The organism is Rummeliibacillus sp. SL167 (assembly GCF_007896505.1).
Taxonomy (GTDB): Bacteria; Bacillota; Bacilli; order Bacillales_A; family Planococcaceae; genus Rummeliibacillus; species Rummeliibacillus suwonensis.
The window spans coordinates 2127414-2149184 of the sequence record NZ_VCBM01000001.1; the positions used below are offsets into that span (position 1 = coordinate 2127414).

The 21771-nt window shown below is 35.1% G+C and carries 13 protein-coding genes; 8 read left to right on the forward strand and 5 right to left on the reverse strand.

Annotated features, from left to right (window positions below; all coding sequences use genetic code 11):
• Positions 1 to 225 precede the first annotated feature (225 nt).
• Positions 226 to 900, reverse strand: a complete 675-nt coding sequence (locus FEZ13_RS09590; RefSeq protein WP_146549659.1) for a response regulator — start codon at positions 898 to 900, stop codon at positions 226 to 228.
• 12 nt (positions 901 to 912) lie between these two features.
• Positions 913 to 2085: a sensor histidine kinase gene (locus FEZ13_RS09595; RefSeq protein ID WP_146552440.1), complete on the reverse strand. Its 1173-nt coding sequence runs from the start codon at positions 2083 to 2085 to the stop codon at positions 913 to 915.
• Positions 2086 to 2288: 203 nt separating this feature from the next.
• Between FEZ13_RS09595 and FEZ13_RS09600 the strand changes: the two genes are divergently transcribed.
• A complete protein-coding gene (locus FEZ13_RS09600; RefSeq protein WP_146552441.1) occupies positions 2289 to 2927 on the forward strand; it encodes a YigZ family protein in 639 nt (212 codons plus the stop codon).
• A gap of 133 nt (positions 2928 to 3060) precedes the next feature.
• Positions 3061 to 4254 (forward strand): LCP family protein, encoded by a 1194-nt coding sequence (locus FEZ13_RS09605; protein WP_146552442.1) that lies wholly within the window; start codon positions 3061 to 3063, stop codon positions 4252 to 4254.
• Between the two features lie 677 nt (positions 4255 to 4931).
• Here the strand turns inward: FEZ13_RS09605 and FEZ13_RS09610 are convergent.
• Entirely contained in the window at positions 4932 to 5969 is a 1038-nt protein-coding gene (locus FEZ13_RS09610; protein ID WP_146549663.1) for a glycosyltransferase family 4 protein, read from the reverse strand.
• 1037 nt (positions 5970 to 7006) lie between these two features.
• On the opposite strand from FEZ13_RS09610, the gene brnQ reads away from it, so the two are divergent.
• Both brnQ and FEZ13_RS09620 read left to right on the forward strand, forming a co-directional pair.
• Positions 7007 to 8350 carry a branched-chain amino acid transport system II carrier protein gene (gene brnQ / locus FEZ13_RS09615; RefSeq protein ID WP_146552443.1) on the forward strand — a complete coding sequence of 448 codons (1344 nt, stop codon included), beginning with the start codon at positions 7007 to 7009 and terminating at the stop codon, positions 8348 to 8350.
• A 1075-nt stretch (positions 8351 to 9425) separates the two neighbouring features.
• A complete protein-coding gene (locus FEZ13_RS09620; protein WP_146552444.1) occupies positions 9426 to 10994 on the forward strand; it encodes an FMN-binding glutamate synthase family protein in 1569 nt (522 codons plus the stop codon).
• A 429-nt stretch (positions 10995 to 11423) separates the two neighbouring features.
• On the opposite strand, the gene FEZ13_RS09625 is transcribed toward FEZ13_RS09620, so the two are convergent.
• Positions 11424 to 12755: an NAD-dependent malic enzyme gene (locus tag FEZ13_RS09625; RefSeq protein ID WP_146552445.1), complete on the reverse strand. Its 1332-nt coding sequence runs from the start codon at positions 12753 to 12755 to the stop codon at positions 11424 to 11426.
• An 833-nt stretch (positions 12756 to 13588) separates the two neighbouring features.
• Here FEZ13_RS09625 and FEZ13_RS09630 point away from each other — a divergent pair.
• Positions 13589 to 14887 carry a C40 family peptidase gene (locus FEZ13_RS09630; RefSeq protein WP_186725829.1) on the forward strand — a complete coding sequence of 433 codons (1299 nt, stop codon included), beginning with the start codon at positions 13589 to 13591 and terminating at the stop codon, positions 14885 to 14887.
• Between the two features lie 420 nt (positions 14888 to 15307).
• Positions 15308 to 16048: a C40 family peptidase gene (locus FEZ13_RS09635; protein ID WP_146552447.1), complete on the forward strand. Its 741-nt coding sequence runs from the start codon at positions 15308 to 15310 to the stop codon at positions 16046 to 16048.
• A gap of 513 nt (positions 16049 to 16561) precedes the next feature.
• On the opposite strand, the gene FEZ13_RS09640 is transcribed toward FEZ13_RS09635, so the two are convergent.
• A complete protein-coding gene (locus tag FEZ13_RS09640) occupies positions 16562 to 18055 on the reverse strand; it encodes a S1C family serine protease (RefSeq protein ID WP_186725830.1) in 1494 nt (497 codons plus the stop codon).
• A 537-nt stretch (positions 18056 to 18592) separates the two neighbouring features.
• Between FEZ13_RS09640 and FEZ13_RS09645 the strand changes: the two genes are divergently transcribed.
• Positions 18593 to 19336 carry a WecB/TagA/CpsF family glycosyltransferase gene (locus FEZ13_RS09645; RefSeq protein WP_146552449.1) on the forward strand — a complete coding sequence of 248 codons (744 nt, stop codon included), beginning with the start codon at positions 18593 to 18595 and terminating at the stop codon, positions 19334 to 19336.
• Between the two features lie 391 nt (positions 19337 to 19727).
• Positions 19728 to 21389 (forward strand): tetratricopeptide repeat protein, encoded by a 1662-nt coding sequence (locus FEZ13_RS09650; RefSeq protein ID WP_146552450.1) that lies wholly within the window; start codon positions 19728 to 19730, stop codon positions 21387 to 21389.
• The last annotated feature ends 382 nt before the right edge of the window (positions 21390 to 21771 follow it).

The following is a 21771-nucleotide window of genomic DNA, read 5'->3' on the forward strand; positions in this document are numbered from 1 at the left end:
TGCTAGTTGAACTAATCAGGCTGTCGCTAGTCGTACTTACGCCTTGTTTTCATCTATGTACTCGCTAGAAAGAACAACACCTTCTAAGTCACTAGTCGTACTTATGCCTTGTTTTACTGGTGTTTTGAAGCGGGAGCTTGTTGTCTATCCATATGAGGGAAAATGAAAAAGGCTAGAGCAACGGTTGTTACACCATCACTCTAGCCTGATCCGAAATATTGATAATTATCGAACTTCTACCCATCCATTTTTTATGGCTGTTACGACTGCTTGTGTGCGATCGTTTACATTCATTTTTTGTAGAATACTTGATACATGGTTTTTAACCGTTTTCTCAGAAATAAATAACGTTTCGCCAATTGCTCGGTTACTTTGTCCATCCGTTAAAAGTTGTAACACTTCACATTCACGTTTTGTCAATAGATGGAATGGACGACGAATTTCTGTTTGATGGAATGAGCCTTTGTTTTCACGTTCGCTTAGGCGACGATATTCAGCCACTAAATTACGCGTTACTTTTGGATGTAAGTATGAACCACCAGCAGCTACGATTTTAATAGCCTCTATGATTTCATCTGCATCCATTTCTTTCAGCATGTAACCCAATGCACCAGATTTTAGTGCATGTGAAACATAAGATTCATCATCATGGATTGAAAGAATGATGACTTTTGCATCTGGGTATTTTTCGAGTAGTTCAGCAGTAGCTTCTACACCGTTTTTTTGTGGCATATTGATATCCATCAATATAACATCTGGTTGGTATTCTTCATAAAGACGCATGACATCTAAACCGTCATCGCCCTCTGCAACTACATCAAAAGTATCCTCAAAATCTAAAATACGTTTTACTCCTTCGCGGAATAATTGGTGGTCATCTACAATAATAATTTTCGTCATGAAAATATCCTCCTAAATTCGGTTCGTTTTTTTCAATTCTTTGTCTGGATCAATTGGGATTTTAAACATAATACGCGTACCTTTATTTTCAGCTGATGTTAGATTCATTTCGCCATTTAATAATTCGACTCTTTCTCGCATACCAATTAAACCAAACGAATTCTTTTTTACAATATTTGTATCGAACCCGATACCATTGTCCTTAATAGTAATATTGACGTGTTCTTTGCGCCACTCAAAATTTACTGATACAGTACGCGCTTTGCCATGTTTTATAGCATTATTAACACATTCCTGGACTAACCTAAAAACAGCTACCTCATAATTTGTACCTATGCGTATTGGTTCACCTATTGAATTAAAATGCACAGTAGTTCCTTTGTTATAGTCTTCCACAGAATTCAAATATTTTTTCAAAGTTGGTACAATTCCTAAGTCATCTAAAGCCATAGGACGCAAATCATAGATAATGCGTCGTACTTCGTGCAGAGCATCGCGAACCATTTCCTTTAATTCTAATATTTCCTGAAGTGCTTGTTCAATACCTCTTTCTTGATAGGTGCGACTAATTAAATCAGTCCTTAGTAAAACGTTTGCAAGCATTTGTGCAGGACCATCATGTATTTCCCTTGAAATTCGCTTTCTTTCTTCTTCTGTTGCTTCAATGATTTTAATCGTGTATTCTTCTCTCATTTTAGCATTTTCCAGTGCTGGTCCAATATGCTTTAGATCGAAAGTCAAATAATTTAGAACAACATTTACTTGGTTTACCAGGTGGTCAGCCCTTTCTATGGTGTCAAGTAAGCTGCGCATTCGTCTTTCTAAATCATCCCTTTTTTCTCTAAGTTGCTTTTCTTCGGCTTGGAGGACGGAGTAACGAATTTGTATTTGATTCGCTTGATCATAGGCTTTGTGAATTTCCTCTTCTGAGAATATTTTAAAATTTTTCGATACTTCTGCTAAACGACGTCTTGAAAGTCTAGATTTCTTTTCTAATACATCGTTTTCACATATTAAATTCTCTATTTTAGTTCGAACTTCCTCTAATTCAAGCTTCATCTCTTCAAAAGTTCGGCGACTTTGCTCACTAATCGTAAAGATGTCATTTTTTGATTCATCAATCGTTTTTACCATTCGATTGAAGATCAAATCTAATGATTTCAAATCGATTTTATCATTCATCATTCACATCACCCTTACTTTTTGTGCTACATTTAGAATAAATAATACATATAAAAATATACATAGTATACATTAAAATTTGTATCTTTTCTACTGTACCCCCGGCATTATTATATCATTTATCAGACCTAAGACTATTAAATTATGATGTCAAAAATATGTTAAAGGTTTCATTCGAATAATACCATTTGTATGAGGAGTGTAACATGCGAAAAAATTATTTAACACTAAAAAAAGATGGAAATAGCGAAATAGTTATATCAAAGTCTAGATTTATCGCGAACTGTAAAAGGGTAGAAACTGAGCAAGAGGCGATTGATTTTATCCAATCTATAAAAAAGGCACATCGTTCAGCTACTCATAATTGCTCAGCCTATTTGATCGGCGAACAGGATCAAATTCAAAAAGCCAGTGATGATGGTGAGCCAAGTGGCACTGCTGGCGTCCCGATATTAGAAGTATTAAAGAAGCAGCATTTAAAAGATTCTGTAGTCGTTATTACTCGCTACTTTGGAGGCATTAAATTAGGCGCAGGTGGATTGGTCCGTGCTTATGGGAAAGCAACTACTGCGGGAATTGAAGCTAGTGGTATTGTTGAACGACGCCTGCATCATCTTATGAAAATTGTGGTCGACTATGTTTGGCTAGGAAAGCTTGAAAACGAAATTCGAAATTCTCCCTATTCCATAAAAAATATAAATTATACAGATCGAGTAGAATTTTTTGTTTTTGTACCGAAAGAGGAAGAATCCTCGTTTACTGAATGGCTGGTAGAAATGACAAATGGACAAGCTACTATTACACGTGATGACATATTATTTTTAGAGTTCGAAAAAAGTAACTAAAAATTAATTTTACTGATTGAATTCTCCATAGTATAATTAAATCCGTTATACGAAAAGGCGGAAACTTTCTATTTAAAATCAGCGTCAAATATAATATGTAATTTTAGTATTCCTATATTAGAGGAGAATATATATGACAAATTCAAGAGTGCAGGCGAAAAAGGAGAAAAAGGCAAAAAAATCAGTGAAAAAGAAGAAAAAACACGTCGTTTTAAAAACCTTCTTAATACTTCTTGCTTTAATGATCATCACAGCTGGTTCCTATGCCTTTTACCTTTTCAAACAAGGTGAAAAAGCTGCCGATAAAGCATTGGATAAAAATAATACGCGTGAAAAATCTGAATTGCGGCAAGAAAAAGTGGAGCCTTTAAAAGACAATATCTCCATACTATTTGTCGGTATTGATGATAGTAAAGCACGTGAACAAGGTTCAGATCATTCCCGCTCAGATGCTTTAATGTTAGCTACATTAAATAATAAAGATAAATCCGTGAAATTACTAAGTATTCCACGTGATTCATATGTCTACATTCCTTATGTTGGACATGAAGACAAAATCACTCATGCTCACGCATATGGTGGGACACAAGCAACCATTGATACTGTAGAAAATTTATTAAACGTTCCCGTAGACTATTACTTCCGCGTAAACTTCGATGCTTTCATCGATATCGTGGATGCTCTTGGTGGTATTGAAGTGGATGTTCCATATGAATTACATGAATTGGATGAAAACGATAAACGTACGGTGAATTTAAAACCCGGTAAGCAAGTTGTTAATGGTCGAGAAGCTTTAGCACTGGCTCGAACACGACATCAAGATAATGATATTAAACGTGGTGAACGCCAACAAATGATTTTGGAGGCGATTCTTAAAAAGGCTTCGTCTGTATCATCATTGACAAAATATGACGATATATTAGAAGCAGTCGGTAATAATATGAAAACAAACATGACGTTTAATGAAATGAAATCACTTGCCGCTTATATAAAAAATGGCATGCCACAAGTTGACTCTCTTTCATTAAAAGGTTCTGATAATATGTCAACTGGTATTTACTATTACAAATTAGATCCCAACAATCTTTTAGAAATAAAACAAACATTGCAAAATCATTTAGAACTATCTGAAGATGAGCTGAACAATGCACAAAACAATTCTTCTGATGACACCGGAACAGATACGGATACAAATTCGACAAACACAAATAGCGGCGGCGGGTATGGATCTGATTATCAATCTGATTCAGATTATAGCGGTTCTAATTCTGGAAGTGATTTTAGCTCAAATTATGATTCGAATAATTCATCAAATACTAACCAATAATAAAGTGAAGCTTTTTAAAACAGTGGAGGACTTATCCTTCACTGTTTTTTGATGAATCAAATGAACTTTTATAGGCAATTGATTTATTTTCCTTAAATAGGCTTACTATTACCTGCTAATGAGGGATAGACAGGCATTACAATAACTAATGTCTTTTTTACCAATAGACATGCTAGCTTGCAAATTATCACTTGTGAAAGTTTATTTTGTAAAATAGTATATCCACAATTGTTACAATCATTTAGGATATTATCCACAATTTATGTTGATAAATTTTAGAAATATTCTGAAATTATCAACAATTCCACAACCTTATCCACAGTTTTGTCTTACACCCCCAGTATATTCTTCAATCTTTGAACTACACCCCAATTCATTTTCTAATTTGAAGTTTGAGGATTTTTCTACAAACACCTGAGAGTATTCTTCAGATTATCTTATAAGCTCCTACGGTTGGAAGTCTTATGGCTTCATTTTAATACTTGTATAAAGTGAAACTACATCTTACCCGCCCAAACCAATCAGGCGCATGCGGCAGTTTATCTCCCACCTAACTTTCTCGTTTTTCTCTAAATCTTGAGATGGGAGTCTTACTGCCCGTTAATGCGAGATAAAAAAGTGAGCTAAAAGATTCACCTCTCTAGACCTTTTAGCTCACTCTAATATTTTATAAAACTTTATTTTTTACGAACAAGATTCAACAATGGACGATAATTTTGTCCAGCTAGTCCAATTGCTTCGACAAACAGTTCAATTGCAATGAGAATCACAGCAATTAAAAGAATTGCACCCCAAAGTTTTGCCATTGAGAAGATAATTGCCGCTAAACCGAACATTGTAGCAATTCCATAAATGAGTAAAACTGTTTGACGATGAGTAAAACCGATACTCATCAAACGATGATGTAAGTGAGATTTATCTGGGCTAAATGGTGGTTGTTTGTTTAACAAACGACGCACGATAGCAAAGAAAGTATCTGAAATAGGCACACCTAACATCACAATTGGAATAACTAACGAAACAAATGCTACGTTTTTAAATCCAAGCAAAGCCAGAACAGAAATCATAAACCCAAGAAACAGAGCTCCGGTGTCCCCCATAAAAATCTTAGCTGGGTGGAAATTATAAAATAAGAAACCACATGTGCTTGCGGCAAGGATTAGTGCCATGACGAGTACAAATACATTCGACATTATGAATGCCATTGTAGCAAGTGTAATCAGCGCAATTGTGGAAACACCTGCAGCAAGACCATCTAATCCATCTATTAAATTAATCGCATTCGTAATGCCAACAATCCAAATTAAAGTTAATGGGATACTCAAATATCCAAAAAATAATTTACCGCCAAATGGTAAATTGATAAAATCAATTTGAACACCACCGAAGAAAATAACGATTGCCGCAGCAATTGTTTGCCCAATAAGCTTTGCCTTCGGAGTAATTTCAAACATATCATCAAGAATACCTGTTACAACAATAACAAAGCTTCCAATTAGAATGGCAATCATTGAGTCATCCATCGGTTGTGCAATCACTATTCCCATTAAAAAAGCTATGAAAATAGCTAATCCGCCAAGTCGCGGCATAACATGATTATGCACTTTACGATAATTTGGTTTATCAACAGCACCGATTCGGTATGCGAGTCGTTTAACAATCGGAGTCAAAAGAATTGAAGCAACAAAGGCCACAACTAATGCTAGGTAATTCATATATTACCCATCCTCCTTATAAAACTCTACGTATATTAATAAATGCACCATAAAAGCGCATTCAAATGCTAATCATTATTGAATACAAGAAGTATTATAGCATGATTTAAGGAAAATAACACTCTGTTTCAAGTAATTTCTTTACACAATACTATTTTCATACTATACGATTCTTCCCACTATTTTAACCCATTAGATACTTGAAATATTCCATTATTTTCGAAATCATGCTTCATAGTATGTTTTTTACTTTTACATATTCATATGATTTTACGCTTGTTGATATGGGCCTAAGAGCAAATTAAACTTTTCACTTTATGCATAGTGATCTCAATATTTCATTTACACGATTCACATATAATTTTTCAGCCATATTCATTATGCGATTTTATCTATTCAAAATAAGTGTCATTAACTGATTTTCGCACTACAATTATCGAATCAACTGATGAATTATATCACATTCTTCAATTGATGCTACATATGATTCATTCCCATTTACATTTTTTCAATTTTGTTATTTGTGACAACAAGAAGATCTTGTACTCTAAATATTCTTTAAATACAGCTTTTGTCGTACTCGCTGTATTTGTTGGTTCATTCTAAGGAATAATAACAACGAACTTGTCATTGCAAACAAAAATAGGCCACAATGTCTTTGCAATAAGGTATAGGTCATTCTAAATCTTCTATTATTATCAGGTATGTTGATTATCCAATATAATCCATAAAAATACAGGTTTTTTCGAAAATTACACCCAGTAGAGCAGGTACTCCTAATTTTTGTGAAATCTACACACGTGATTATTTATGAATATTTTATACTAATAACTTGAATTTTCTCTTTTTATATAAAATTTAAGGTTTCATTATTGACATATTCATGTTAATCTATTCAAGTGCCTTTCATAACTATTGTAATTAGAATTTTCAGATAACAACGAATATTTAATTACCTTTTTTTACAATTAGTATGACTGTTTTAAATTTATTTCTAAATATTACATGCAGTATATTTTAAAAAGGAGTCTTTTTTTATGCAAAATCAACATCTTTCTCTGTGGGAAAAAATTTCAGTCGGCTTTATGTTATTTGCATTGTTTCTAGGTGCTGGTAACATTATCTTTCCCCCGTTACTTGGTCAACAATCCGGCGATCATTTCGTCTTAGCCATAATTGGGTTCTTAATAACTGGTGTTGGTCTCCCATTATTAGGAGTTATTACAGTGGCAAAATCAGGTGGTGAGCTACAAGATATGGCGGGACGCATTAGCCCTCTATTTGGTGTAATCTTTACAGCCATTGTGTATCTTGCAATTGGCCCATTTTTTGCATTGCCTCGAACAGGTACAGTATCTTATGAATTAGGCATCAAACCTTATTTATCAGAAGGAACGGCGGCATCATTTTTACCATTATTAATCTTCTCTATTGTTTTCTTCCTGATTACCATATTTTTCGCGCTGAATCCAAGCAAACTGATTGATCGTGTCGGTAAAATACTTACTCCCGCGCTTTTAATCGTTATTGCAGCACTAGCTGTGAAAGCAATTGTTTCACCAATGGAGGGTTCTGGGAAGGCTATTAATGGATATGTAAAAAATCCATTTGGAGAAGGTTTTATACAAGGCTATTTAACAATGGATTTTCTCGCCGCCTTGATCTTTGGAATTGTAATCGTTGAAGCCTTAAAGGGTAAAAACATTACACATAAACCAACAGTTGTTAAAACAACTATCTTCGCGGCATTCATTGCAGCGGCGGGATTAGCACTTGTTTATCTGTCACTTGGCTACATTGGTTCATCAAGCTTCAAAACAATCGGCGGATTTGACAACGGAGCAGACATTATTACAAAATCTGCAAATGTACTTTATGGACAATTTGGAAACATCTTATTGACGGCTGTTATTTTACTGGCTTGTTTAACGACATCAATCGGACTAATGACTGCATCGTCTGAGTTCTTCCATAAAATCTTCCCTTCTATTTCTTATAAAGGTTGGGTATGGATCTTCACGATTTTTTCAACTTTCGTCGCCAATATTGGTCTTGAACAATTAATTGCCATCTCTTTACCCGTACTACTTGCCATTTATCCACTTGCAATCGTGTTAATGTGCTTAACACTTGTTTCAAAATGGTTCAATGATGCACGTGCTGTTTACATTTCTGCACTGATTTTCACAGGCTTTGTTAGTGTCTATGATGGTCTTAAACAGGCAAAAATTACATTGACAAGTTACGAAAACTTTCTAAATAATATTCCCCTTTACTCTGCCGGGATTGGCTGGTTAATCCCCGCTATTGTAGGCGTAGTTATCGGCTACGTGATTTCATTGTTTAGAAAAAGTGATAGCCATTCTGTAACAACTCTCTAATATGATTTTTTAGATGGGATAGGCTGTAAACAAGCTCGTAAAAAGAGTCTGTTTACAGCCACTTTTCTACATAAAAATCACGAACTATCATTAAATGCTGCTTAATGTTGGAAACTGTCATTTGTCCACACCCTCCAACAACTCTATCACGAACTATCATTAAATGCTGCTTAATCTATCCAAAATTAAAATTTTTTCAATTATTGAATCTTCCTTATACGCCACCTCCTTTTCTATATATTTTCCATTTTTACCTGTCAGCTAACAGCTATCCTTTGAAACTAAATAAACTTTTAGCATATAAATATATCAATTACACCTCTAGCTAACCAGCATTCGGTTTTTTCTTGATCCTGCTCAAAAAACTCCTCTTCCAAATCTGTGACATCCACCGAAGACTTAAGATAATACGATGTTGTCCATGAAGCTGTTGCGGCATAAATACGGGGGCATAAGAATTTGATCCTCTATTCTTCTAGACATTTATACACCTCGCTGGATGAGGAAAAACAACTACTCATAGGAAAGTCGCTGAAAAAACATAGAATCTACATTTTTGTTGATAAAATCCATTTTTTCTTTCGTTTTATGACCTTGAAAAGTTAATTTTCGCCATGTTTTTGAAGATGACTAGACTTTTTCATTGGACTTCTTATAGGGGAGGCTTCTGTACCTGCCGCTTACGCTTTCGGTACAAAAAAGGTTTGCTCCCTGCCACAACGCTTTCGTCCCATCAAACTTTGCTGAATCAAGATCAATAAATTATACCTGTTGGTTAGCAAATGAACTTTTTCTTCACTGTGCTGAGTTGTATCAATTTGGCTTTTTCAAGTGGCTGTTCCTCTGATTATTTCTGCCTGTTACCTAAGTCTTGAAATGGAGGCCCATTGCCTGTTAATATGGGATAAATATTCTACTTAAAGCAAGTATTTGCAATATTTTTTCATCATGCTTTAACTTTTCAATTTAAACGCTTGAATCTATCTCAAAATGTGATATATTTAATACGTTATTGAGATACGTTCACAAGCTAGACACAATTATAAATAGATTTTAGGGGTTAGGAGATCATAAAATGTTTTCAACTATATTATTAATTCTAATAACTATTTTTATTATTATTCCTGCAATCTTATTATTCATTTTATATATAATAGATCGTCGGCAAAAACAGCATGCAATTCTACGTAATTTTCCAATTCTCGGTAGAACACGTTATATTACAGAAAAAATAGGACCTGAACTTCGACAATATTTGTTTGATGATGATCATGATGGTAAACCATTTAGTCGTGAAGACTTTTTACATGTCGTATTACCTGGGAAATACTTAGGAAATGTCATTGGATATGGGTCAAAACGCAATTTTGAAGAAGCAGGATTCTACATTCGCAATGCGATGTTCACTAAACAAGTGGATGAAATGCGTGTAGACCAAAGTCAAACTGTGGAAACGCAAAAATATGTTATCGATTCTGATGGATTATTTCAACGTAAAGAACATACAGAAAAAATAACGGTGCAACCTTGGCTGCTTCCAGAAGAAGATGCTATTGTGATTGGACCAAATTGTCGTGAACCATTTGTTGTCCGCAGTTTAGTCGGCCAATCTGCCATGAGTTATGGTGCACTTGGAAAAAATGCTATTTCCGCTTTATCCAAAGGAATTAGTATGGCAAAAGGTTCATGGATGAACACTGGTGAGGGTGGACTTTCTGATTATCATTTAGCTGGCGGTGCTGACATCATCGCTCAAATTGGCTCTGGTTTATTTGGCTATCGTACAAAAGATGGTGAATTCAGTTTTGAATTATTAAAAGAAAAAGCAGCAATTCCTCAAGTAAAAGCATTTGAATTAAAACTTGCACAAGGTGCCAAAACTCGTGGTGGTCATGTTGAAGCAGAAAAAGTGACGGAAGAAATCGCCAAAATTCGTAACGTTGAACCTTATAAAACGATTAATAGTCCAAACCGTTTCCATCAATTTAATGATCTACCATCACTATTTGATTTTATCGATCAGATTCGAGAAACTGGCGGTCTTCCTGTCGGCATTAAAATCGTAATAGGTAGCCCTGATGATGCAGAAGCGCTTGCATCATATATGAAGGAATCTGGTAAAGGTCCAGATTTTATCACAATCGATGGTGGTGAAGGCGGTACGGGTGCAACATTTCAAGATTTAGCTGACAGCGTTGGTTTACCTATTCATTCTAGTCTTGTTCTTTTACATGATGCCCTTGTTAAACATGGTGTACGTGATCGTGTTAAGATTATCGCTTCTGGTAAAATTATTACTGCGGACCGTGCAGCGGTTATCCTTGGCTTAGGCGCAGATCTAATCAATATTGCACGCGGATTTATGATTTCAGTTGGATGTATTATGGCACAACGTTGTCACACGAATGAATGTCCTGCGGGTGTTGCAACAACGAATCCCAAATTACAAAATGGTTTAATCGTTGAAGAAAAAAAATACCGTGTGACCAACTACATCATTACTATGCGGAAGGGTTTGTTCAGGGTAGCAGCAGCAGCTGGTTTAGACTCCCCAACCAAATTTAATAGCGAACATATCGTCTACAAAGATGACTATGGACGGGTGTTCAAAGTTGAGAATCTAATAGCAAAACAAATAGGTTAAGTGATTGATTTCAAAAATAAGTTGCATTTTGAAATGGAAGACTTACTGCCTGCTTATATATAGGATAAAAAGAAAGATTGCTAGAATTATCCCCTAGATTTCTGTGAGAAAAAACTTCGCAGTAAAAAGCACGAATGTTGATTGATAATCGTACCACATCCACAAAGTCAGATTTTAGTTTAACTTTGGAGGTTGTATATGATTATCAAGCCATTCGTGCTTTTGAGTTATAAAGTAAAGTTTCCATCAGTGGAGGTTTTCTTCATCCCCACTTATCTTTCTCGTTTCTCTCTAAACCTTGTCTTACTGCCCGTTAATGCAGGGTAAATTATTTTGCTGTATGTCTTTTTGAAGGAACAACACTCTTTTTATGAATATATCTTTTAGAAGTACTTGAGTGGTTTCTTTTTTTCAAAAAGTTTTTTCTTATCATATAGTCACTTTCTCGTTCATTTCTTTTAGAGCGACACGTTCTACAGCTTTTGCAACGGCCGCGTGAACATTTGGATCTAATGGATGCGGCACTAGATCACCATTATGTGTAGCATCTACGATAGCTTTAGCAGCAGCTAGTAGCATTGGATATGTAATACTTTGTGCGCTTGCATTCAATGCTCCGCGGAAAATTCCTGGGAAGCCCAAGACATTATTGACAAGTCGACCATCAGCCGCATATGCTGCTCCTGCTTCAAGTGCATCTTCCGGCGTTATTTCCGGGAATGGATTTGACAGCGCCAAAATAATTTGACCCTTGCGCACCAATTCTGGTTTGATCAAACCGCTCACACCTGTAGTGGCGATAATAATATCACAGTGTTCCATTAATTCCTCAATGGAGTTCATCACCGTTCCCCCAAAACTTCTAAGCCTAACAAGTGAACTTTCTTGTAAATCGCTACCGCATACTTCTTTGACACCATATTCTAATAACATTCGAGAAATGGCTAATCCAGCTGCACCAAGCCCAATTTGACCAACTACTGCTTGTTTTAAATTGATCCCCGTATAACGACATGCTGACAGTGCTGCAGCCAATGTGACAACCGCTGTTCCATGTTGGTCATCATGCATGACTGGAATTGTCAAATCTTTTTTCAAGCGCTCTTCTATTTCAAAACAATGTGGTGAACCAATATCTTCTAATAAAATACCGCCAAACCCTTGTGCAATATGTCCAATCGTTTCAACTACTTCGTCTGGATCGCTTGTATTCAATAAAATGGGTACTCCACTAATTCCAGCAAACTGATCAAACAATACCGCTTTTCCTTCCATTACTGGCATACCTGCTACTGAACCAATATTACCTAACCCAAGAATGGCCGTACCATCTGTCACAATCGCCACTGTATTTCCAATACTTGTGAAATAATGTGCTTTTTCGGGTGAACGATGAATTTCTTGACAAACACTTGCAACGCCTGGTGTATAAATTCGACGTAAATCGCCAACTGAACGGACATCGATTTTACTCGTCATGTGTATTTTTCCGCCTTCATGCGCTTTCATCACATCATCTGAAACTGCACGAACTGAAATATATTTGAGTTTATTAATCGCTTTCACAATTTCATCTAACTGTGCTAAATCCTCACATGTACATGAAATATCCCGAACGGTAGATAATGTACCAATTTTTAGCGTTTTAATATCGCCTATATTACCACCTTGATCCCCAATTGCTTTTGCAACCTTTGCTAAATTACCGGGCTGTGAAGGTGTTTCTACAATTAAATTACGCATAATATTTTGGACAGACATTCCATTTCCTCCATCTTTATCTTGAACTATTCTTTTGAATGTTTTTAATTATTAGACTACATTCTACTACTACACCCTATAAAGGTAAATGTTTATAGCATAAACGAGCTGAAAAATCACAATTATCTGTAAAATAAAGAACGTTTACGTTTAGAATTCATTCATTTAGGGCATACTTGAACTGTAGTGATTGGCATATATTCGCCTCCATGTAAAATACTATTCCATTATTTATTGCTTATTTCTATATTGAAATAAAATATCTATGCACATGAAACCATTAACCTCCTCAGCTCTTGCAAAGAACCGCTCATTCCCTTGTTAGCGGTTTTTTGTTGTCGATTCATCTCAAAATTGATTCATCTAAAAATCAGAGCCTGCGGATGGTTACTCGAGCTTTTCCCATAGGACTTTGAATAAGCCTCCCTGAACTAACGCCATACGAAGGAAATGCGCATGCATTTTCGAGGAGTCGCCGTCTTCCACTACACACCTATCAAAATTAATTATTTTTAAATGTTCGTATCTTTTAAGAAGAAAATGATTTATGAAATTGATTTAACTAATTGTAGAATAAGTATCTTAAATCCCCTTATTCACCTTATTCTATCCACATAAGCTACTCTATTGATACAAATTCTTATCGAATTCAACAACAGCATTCATCTGTAGTCCTTTTTTCATACTTTTTCGATTCTATATTCAAAAATATATTTTCATTGATCTATCAAATTTCCCTTTTTTTCTATCTGGATTGTTTTCGTTTTCATTTTTAACTACAATGAAACTAACAATATTTGTACGCTTTCATCTAACAAAAGGGAGTGATTTTTGTGAAAAAAGCTGTATATTCTGTTCTAGCATTCGGAGCTACTGCATTAGTAGTGAATGGACAAGATGCACAAGCCAGTACCAGTACATATAAGGTCAAAAGTGGAGATTCTTTATATGTCATTGCTCAAAAATATAATACGACAGTATCTCAGCTTAAGAAATTGAATCATCTTACTTCGGATATGATTTATGTTGGGCAGAAAATTAAAACTAAAAATACAACAGTTTCAAAGGTAAGCACTGCCTCAGCCAACAAAAATACAACAACGGCGACGAAAAAAACATCCACCTATAAGGTGAAGTCTGGTGATTATTTAGCGAAGATTGCAGCTGAACACAATATTTCGTTATCATCACTTATGAAAGCAAATAGTCTTACAAATGACAAAATTTATGTTGGACAAACATTGAAAATACCTGGTACGTCTACAGTCAAAGTTGCTAGTACAACAACTACCAAAAAAGCAACTACTACTAGCACGACACGCAGCGGAAAAACAACCACCTACAAAGTAAAATCTGGTGATTATTTAGGAAAGATCGCGACTAAATATAAAGTGACAGTTGACGCCATTCAAAAAAAGAATAATCTAAAAAACAATACCATCTATGTTGGGCAACTATTAAAAATACCTGGAAGCAGTACTTCAAGTACGACTTCAAGTAGTTCCAAGAAAAAAACATCGGTAACTTCTAAATCCACTTCCAAATATACCGTTGTGGCTGGTGACACACTTTCAACTATTGCAAACAAATTTGGGATTACGGTTACTCAGTTAAAATCATGGAATGGTTTAACTTCCAGTCTTATTCGGGTAGGACAAGTATTAGCGGTCAAAAATACAGGTACAACTAGCCAACAACAAAAAGAAAATACAACCACTGTTTCCAATCCTACTGTTGTTCAACAACCATCTTCCAAAGTAGTGAAAACAGCTATGAATCTAGCACTTTCTTTGCAAGGAATACCTTATGTATGGGGAGGATCTTCTGCAAGTGGCTTTGACTGCAGTGGTTTTATCTACTATGTATATAAGCAAGCAGGATATAGCAATATTGTAAGAACAAGCGCTGCTGGTTACGAAGCAAGATCCTACTATGTTTCATCACCTAAAGCTGGCGATTTAGTATTCTTTAAAAATACGTACAAACAAGGAATTTCCCATTTAGGTATCTATATTGGGAACGGTCAATTTGTTCATGCTGGTGGCGATTATGTACAAGTTTCTTCTGTTAATGATTCTTACTGGAAAAGCCACCTTGATAGTTACAAACGATTCTATGATTTAAAATACTAATTTCGAGAGATTTCTAAAATAATCTAGACTAATTTCATATTACCTAAAAAATTTGTTTTAAAGGGAAATAGTATGCTAGAAGCAGCCTAGCATACTATTTTTGATATACAAGCATAAATCACGTGTGAATTCTTGTAAAAACAAATTCAACTAAAAATGTCTATTCTTCTAAAAAGGACAATATTGTTTTTTCAATGGCCTTTCTTGCTTTGGCTGAAGTTCTGTCGTGAGCGATTTGCCAATCAATGCAGGATAAAATCGAAATCTCTGTGTCTTGTTACATAACTGTAATACAACTGTAAATGAAATTGCGTTGTCTTTCTCCAATATTTTTTATAAAGTTATACCTGTGATTATTAAAAAATTATAGACAATTGTTTTATATACATAAACATTGTTGAAATCAGTTGGAGGAATTTGATGAATAAGAGAGCAGTATTTACAGCAATCGCTTCAGGCGCATTAGCATTAACAATCAGCTTTGGTCATGTTAACGCAGCAGAAAACAACCAATCAACATCTACTACAGCGAAAACTACTAATGCAATCCAAAAAGTTTCAAACCCTAAAGTAACAAAAATTAGCGGAAAATATCATGTTACAGCTAGTTCATTGACATTACGTGCAGATGCAACTACAAGTTCAAAGGCTCTAGCATACATCAAGAAAAACACAACTGTAAAAGCAAGCTACAAGACAGTTGCTAAAGGCAAGACTTGGTTTAAAGTAACTGTTAAAGGTAAAAAAGGCTGGATGTCAGCTGCCTATCTAAAAAAGGGCTCTGGTGTTAAAAAAGCATCAGCAGAAGCTGGATTAAGCAATATTGTAAGTACTGGTAAGAAATATCTTGGCGTTCCTTATGTTTATGGTGGCACTACTCCTTCAGGTTTTGACTGCAGTGGTTTTACTCGTTATGTTTATGCTAAAAACGGCATTTCTTTACCACGCACGAGCCGCGCACAACGAGCTGCTGTAAAATATACAAAGAATCCTCGACCAGGTGATTTAGTATTCTTCAATGTTGGTGGCGGTGCTATTACGCACGTTGCTATTTATGCTGGTAATGGTATGTTAGTACATGCTGCTGGTAGTCATGTCCAATACCAAACAATGAGCACTTACTGGAAATACTACGTACACAGCTATGGTACAGTTCGCTAATCAAATTATTTAAATTCCAACTATTCAACAACATCCAATGGAATCCCTACATAAAGGACTTTTCAAATAAAGTTTTTTATGTAGGGATTTTTCTCTGTAAAAAAACTTTTTCAATCATAAGTGGATAACAAACACTTATAACAGCGTATTTTATACTGTGACATGGTCGCGGCGATAGGGAAAACTCCGAATAACTATTAGCGTAATCATGAAAGCCCTATATTTTCACTCTATTTCACAAACTCTCGCGCGCTGTGGCTATGTGGAGTGATCGACCATCAACCTCTCGAAATACATATGCTTTTCCTTCATTTTGATGTTTATATTTAAGTCATCGAAGAAAAACGTGAACGCCCTCTATCAACGTGTCCCTGGAAGCTTTTCTAAAGTTTGAAGCAAGGATTCCCCCTTAAAAACTAAAAGGCACAGAATGCTGTTCAATATCAGCATTCTATGCCTTATTTTTCACTGATGAAATTGAAGCTAAAACTTTAAATACGCTTCTTAGAATCATTACTCGTTGACTGGTACATTTTTTAAATCATTGGTACTGTTTTGATTTGAATTTTTCGTATCCTTATTCTTATTAACACTTTGCTTATTTAAAGTTCCATCGTTATCATCTGTTGTAGTATTTTTATTTCCACTTGAATTAGTAGGGGGATTATTAGATTCAGTGACCCCATCATCTGACGAACTTGTAATGTTGATATTCGTAAATTGATAATCACCATAATCATCAATCACGATCGTATAGACAATTGTTTCATGCAGCTTATGTTCTTGTTTTGTCGCTTTATCTGTATAGACAAATGTTGAATTGACTTCCGCCGTTGCATATTCATCATAGATATTCATTTTGTTAATCGTATGTTGCAAAGACTTATATTTCTTCTCTTTTGTTGAATAACTTTCAACCATTTTTTTCGCTGTATTAATGGCATCACTTCCCGGCATTATATATGTTTCGTAATAATTTTGTGCTTTGTTTTTGATGGCATATGGGAACAATTCATAATATCCATCAATATAATCCTTTATTAAAGCTTTTCCTAAATAAGCCTCGTCTTTATGATTATCTTGAAAATCTTGTTCATCCTCAAGATCAATTTTAACATCTTTGCTAGACCAATTTGTGATTAGAGACATAACTTTGCCAATAGGAATAGCATAACCGATTTCAGGCTGATCCGTTAAGATGATCGAGTTGATCCCGATGACATTCCCAGTTTGTGCATTTATCAGAGGACCGCCACTAGAACCTGCGTGTAAGCGAGCTGTCATTTCATATAGTCCGCTATACGTATATTCATCTGTAAATTCTGCCCCAATGCTTGTGATTTTACCTTCTGTTGAGGTGCCACCTTTATTGTTTGGGCTACCAATTGCAATAACTGGTGTATTTATTTTGGCAGGTGCTGTATCCAAGACAAGTGGATCTTTTCCTGCAAGTTCTGGCACTCTAATTAATGCCACATCCGTTTTTTTGGAAATACCGATTACCTGTCCTTGAAACTCTTGACCGTGTTCATTTGTGACAAACACATAAGAAGCATCTTTTGCAACGTGCGCATTTGTAATGATATCCCCTTTTTTATCAAACAAAAATCCTGAACCTTGTTGTAAATCTGTAATAACCGTATATACTTGCGTTTTAGCATTTGCAATAATAGCAGATGTGTCATTTTTAGGCATGATCACATCGGTAGAATCTTTTGTTGTTGTATCCCCATCATTAGATGATATATCTTTTGTTACAGTTCCTTCTGCACGGTTATCAGAATCAGCGTCACTATTCTGTTGATCAGAATCCTTTTTTTTAGTTGGATCTTCTTTCGTTGTTTTATGGACATTTTGAACTTTAATATGCTCATTATCATTTGCTGCTTTATCATTTTTCGCTACGAGCATGTATGCACCCGTAATAACTGCAATTAACAAAACAATAGAAACAGCTATTCTTTTGATGGATGCTTTTTTTGGTTGATATCGTCGATTATTCGTCACGTCACATCCACTTCCATTCATTAAAAATTTTTATACTATATATAGACGGATGAAGCATACTCAAAGTTTCAAAAAGTATTAGAAAATCATTCGCTAAATCCTTTTTCACAACGTTTATCATAGCACATATTTATTAGAATAGAATGAGAAATTATAAATTTTATTTAGAAAAATGTTCCTTTTGTGAAAAATTCTATTTCATGATGATAATAAGAAAATTATTGATCGGAGCGAGACCTTACTTGAGTCTTTGAAAATACATGTGCATTTCCTTCGTGTGTTGTTTATTCAATGCGGTCAATTCAAAATCCTGCGGGAAAATCGAGCAAGTCATAGCGGCGGCAATCAGCAAATACCTAATTTCTTTATGGATGGAATGTAATCATCAACACTTCTTAGATTTATTATCAATCTATCACATGATTCCCTCATTTCATATTTTTCCCATAGAATTACCATACTGCTGCATTTGAAGAAATCATTTTGTAGTATATAATAGGAAGAAATATAAATTTACATATGTGGAAAGGTTCGATTATGAAAAAGATTGATATATTAGGAATTCCAGTAGTTGATACAACCAAAAATGAATTTGTAGATCTCATTGAAGATGAGATACAAAACTCTGAGAAACCCATTTGTATTGTGACTGCCAATCCTGAAATTATTATGTTAGCAAAGGAAGATAAAAGATACGAAGAATATCTATTAAATTCTAATTATGTCGTGGCAGATGGTATAGGCATCGTTATCGGTTCAAAGATTCTTGGAACCCCTTTAAAAGAGCGTATTCCTGGATATGAATTAGTGCATGACTTTTTAAGAACCGCCAAGAATAAGCAAAACCGCTTCTTTTTTTATGGAGGTAAACCAGGCATTGCCAAACAAGCTGCTGAAAAAGCAAAAGCATTGTATCCGCATATAGATATCGTTGGCGTGGCGGATGGCTATGGCGGCAATGGGAATGGAGATGAAGTGGCCAAACAGGCTGCTGCATTGAATCCTGATTTTATCTTTGTAGCACTTGGAGCTCCTAAACAAGAAGAATGGATTGCAGAACACCGCTGTCAGTTTTCAAATGCAGTCATGATGGGAGTGGGAGGAAGCTTTGATGTGCTCTCAGGCAATGTCAATCGTGCACCAGATATCTTCATTAGACTAAACCTTGAATGGTTCCATCGTTTAATCACTCAACCAACAAGATTGAAACGGATGTTGAAAATACCTCAATTTTTAATAAATGTCATGAAATCAAAGAAAGCTAGCCAGCCATTGCACTGAGCTGGCTTTTTCCTTATGAATGTTTCTTTTTTAAAAACCTCTGCGAATATGATTGATACATATCCGATCGACTATCGGTTGTTGTTCAGAATAAACTTCCAACTATATTACAAATATATTTCTAGCTCTATTATTTATGTTAATATGATTGCTATCTCTTAACATTATATTAAATCCTGTCTTTTTGAGATTGAATATCATTTTTCTATGTTTAAATAAATATAGTAAATACTTTAACTATTTAAACAACGTAGGCTTTTAATGCTATTGGTATTTTTACAATTTACTAAATCTTCCAAAAACAGAGTTATCTCTTCCTTTGCGGAAAATATCCATCTATAGAAATATCAATATTATTAAACTAAGCCTCAAATTAAAGGAGCTTTTTTAATTGAACAAATTGTCGAATGCAGAAGATTTAGCGAAACAACTTGCAGATCGAATGGTACAACAGCAACAGAAAAAACCCAGCGCAAAAAGCTATCTCGAACTCTCTTATCTTTTTGAACAATCCGACAAACTCAATAAGGCAAAATATATTTTGCAAGAAGGCGTCAGTCTATATCCAACTAATATGGCATTACATCACACACTTTGGTCTTTATATACAAAGCAAAATGAGCGGAAAGAAAAGTTCAAACATTTCCCTAGAACATTAAAGAATTCCTTTCAAAGAAGACCACTTAAATTTTATGAACATCTACAAAATGTATTACAACAAAATCACTTATTTGAACAATCTCTTTCCATCACTAAGCTACAGTTACAAGAGCAGCCACGGCATATTGGCTTATTGCGCGTAGCTATTCAAAAGTCATTAGCCCTTCGTCATTTTGAAGAAGCTTTGGCTTATAGTGAAACACTAAAATCACAATTGACCAATATACGTTATCTTGCAAAGCTTAATATGAGAATCGGGATGATTTATATGCTTATGGGGTATTTTGAAAAAGCTGAGAAACAATTTACCTATTGTAGAGAGTCATACAAAGATCTTTTACCGAAAATTTATAAAGATGGGTATGAAAAATTAGTCATATTCAATAATGGCGAAAGTTCCATTGAATATTACAAATATATTTATCCGACGAAACGCGTCGTTGCAACATTTGATTCAATTGATAAAACAGATAAAGCAAAACCATTTGCTTATAAGGCTCTGAAAAAGAAATCTGTCGACTTAATTTCTCTCAGACGTAGAACCGTAACCAATTATCATCAAGATATTTCGCGTGAAGAATATTATCATACTATTGAAAAGCTTATTCCCTTTTATGAAAAGAGATTTGCGTATGGAACAAGCCTAGGTGGATATTGTGCATTGTATTTCGGTTCAACCATTCCAAAATGCAAAATTTTATCCTGCGCACCTAGAAATTCAGCCCATCCTAATTATGGCACAAGAGCAAGAGTTCAATCTGTATTTACACATTCACTTTCTCATCCCGTTAATACAGAAATTCAGCCAATCATATGCTATGATCCGAAACAAAGGGTTGACCATCATTATATAACAGCAGAAATCCAACATTCCTATCCAAATGCTATTTTTAAACATTTCTATTATGCTGGGCATCGTGTCCCGTTCTATTTACAACAAGCTGGTATTTTAAAAGATATCGTTTCTCGCTTTTTGGAAGAACAACCCATTCCCGATTACGATCGAAAATTACACAGTAAGTCAGCAGAATACCATCGTGTTTTAGCTATGGAATGTAAACGTCATCAAAAATTGCACTGGGCACTTGATTTAGCTGAAAAATCCATAGAGCTAGCGCCAACATATGATCGTTCTTTAGCTCTTCGAATTGAGATTTTACTTTGTTTACAACGATATGATGAATGTATTGTTTATGCAAACAAAGCGATACAAATCCATCCAACATTAGCAAGGTTTTATATATTATTAGCCGATACCTATATTGCAAAGAACGATTTAGACAAGGCAAAAGATATACTGGAATCTGCAGATAAATCGATTAAATCCACAAAAATCACCCATAAACTTGCCACTTTAAAAAAGCAAATGGAGTTGCCAACAACTACTGAATAAAGTCCATCAGTCGTGGGGTTCTTCATCCACTACTAAAATAGAGGAGCTCAGGGTGTTGCCACTTCCTTTGGCAACACCCTGAGTGACCAACATCTTGTTGGCCCGAACCAATCGAACTTTTACAGGCAGTTGATCCTCGCTTATCTTTCTTGTTTCTTTCTAAACCTTGAGGGGGATCTTACTACCCGTTAGCGTGGGATAAAGTGAAAGGTTGCTTATCCGGTTGGGTGTTCATATTAATTAAGTACTTATGGGTAGCCTTTTATTAGAATTTCGAAGCAGGGTTCTTAATACCTATTAAATATATCCAAAGACTTATTTTTCAAAAATGTTACAAGTATGTATTTCCACTCTTTTTTGTGACAAAAATATAACTAACCAT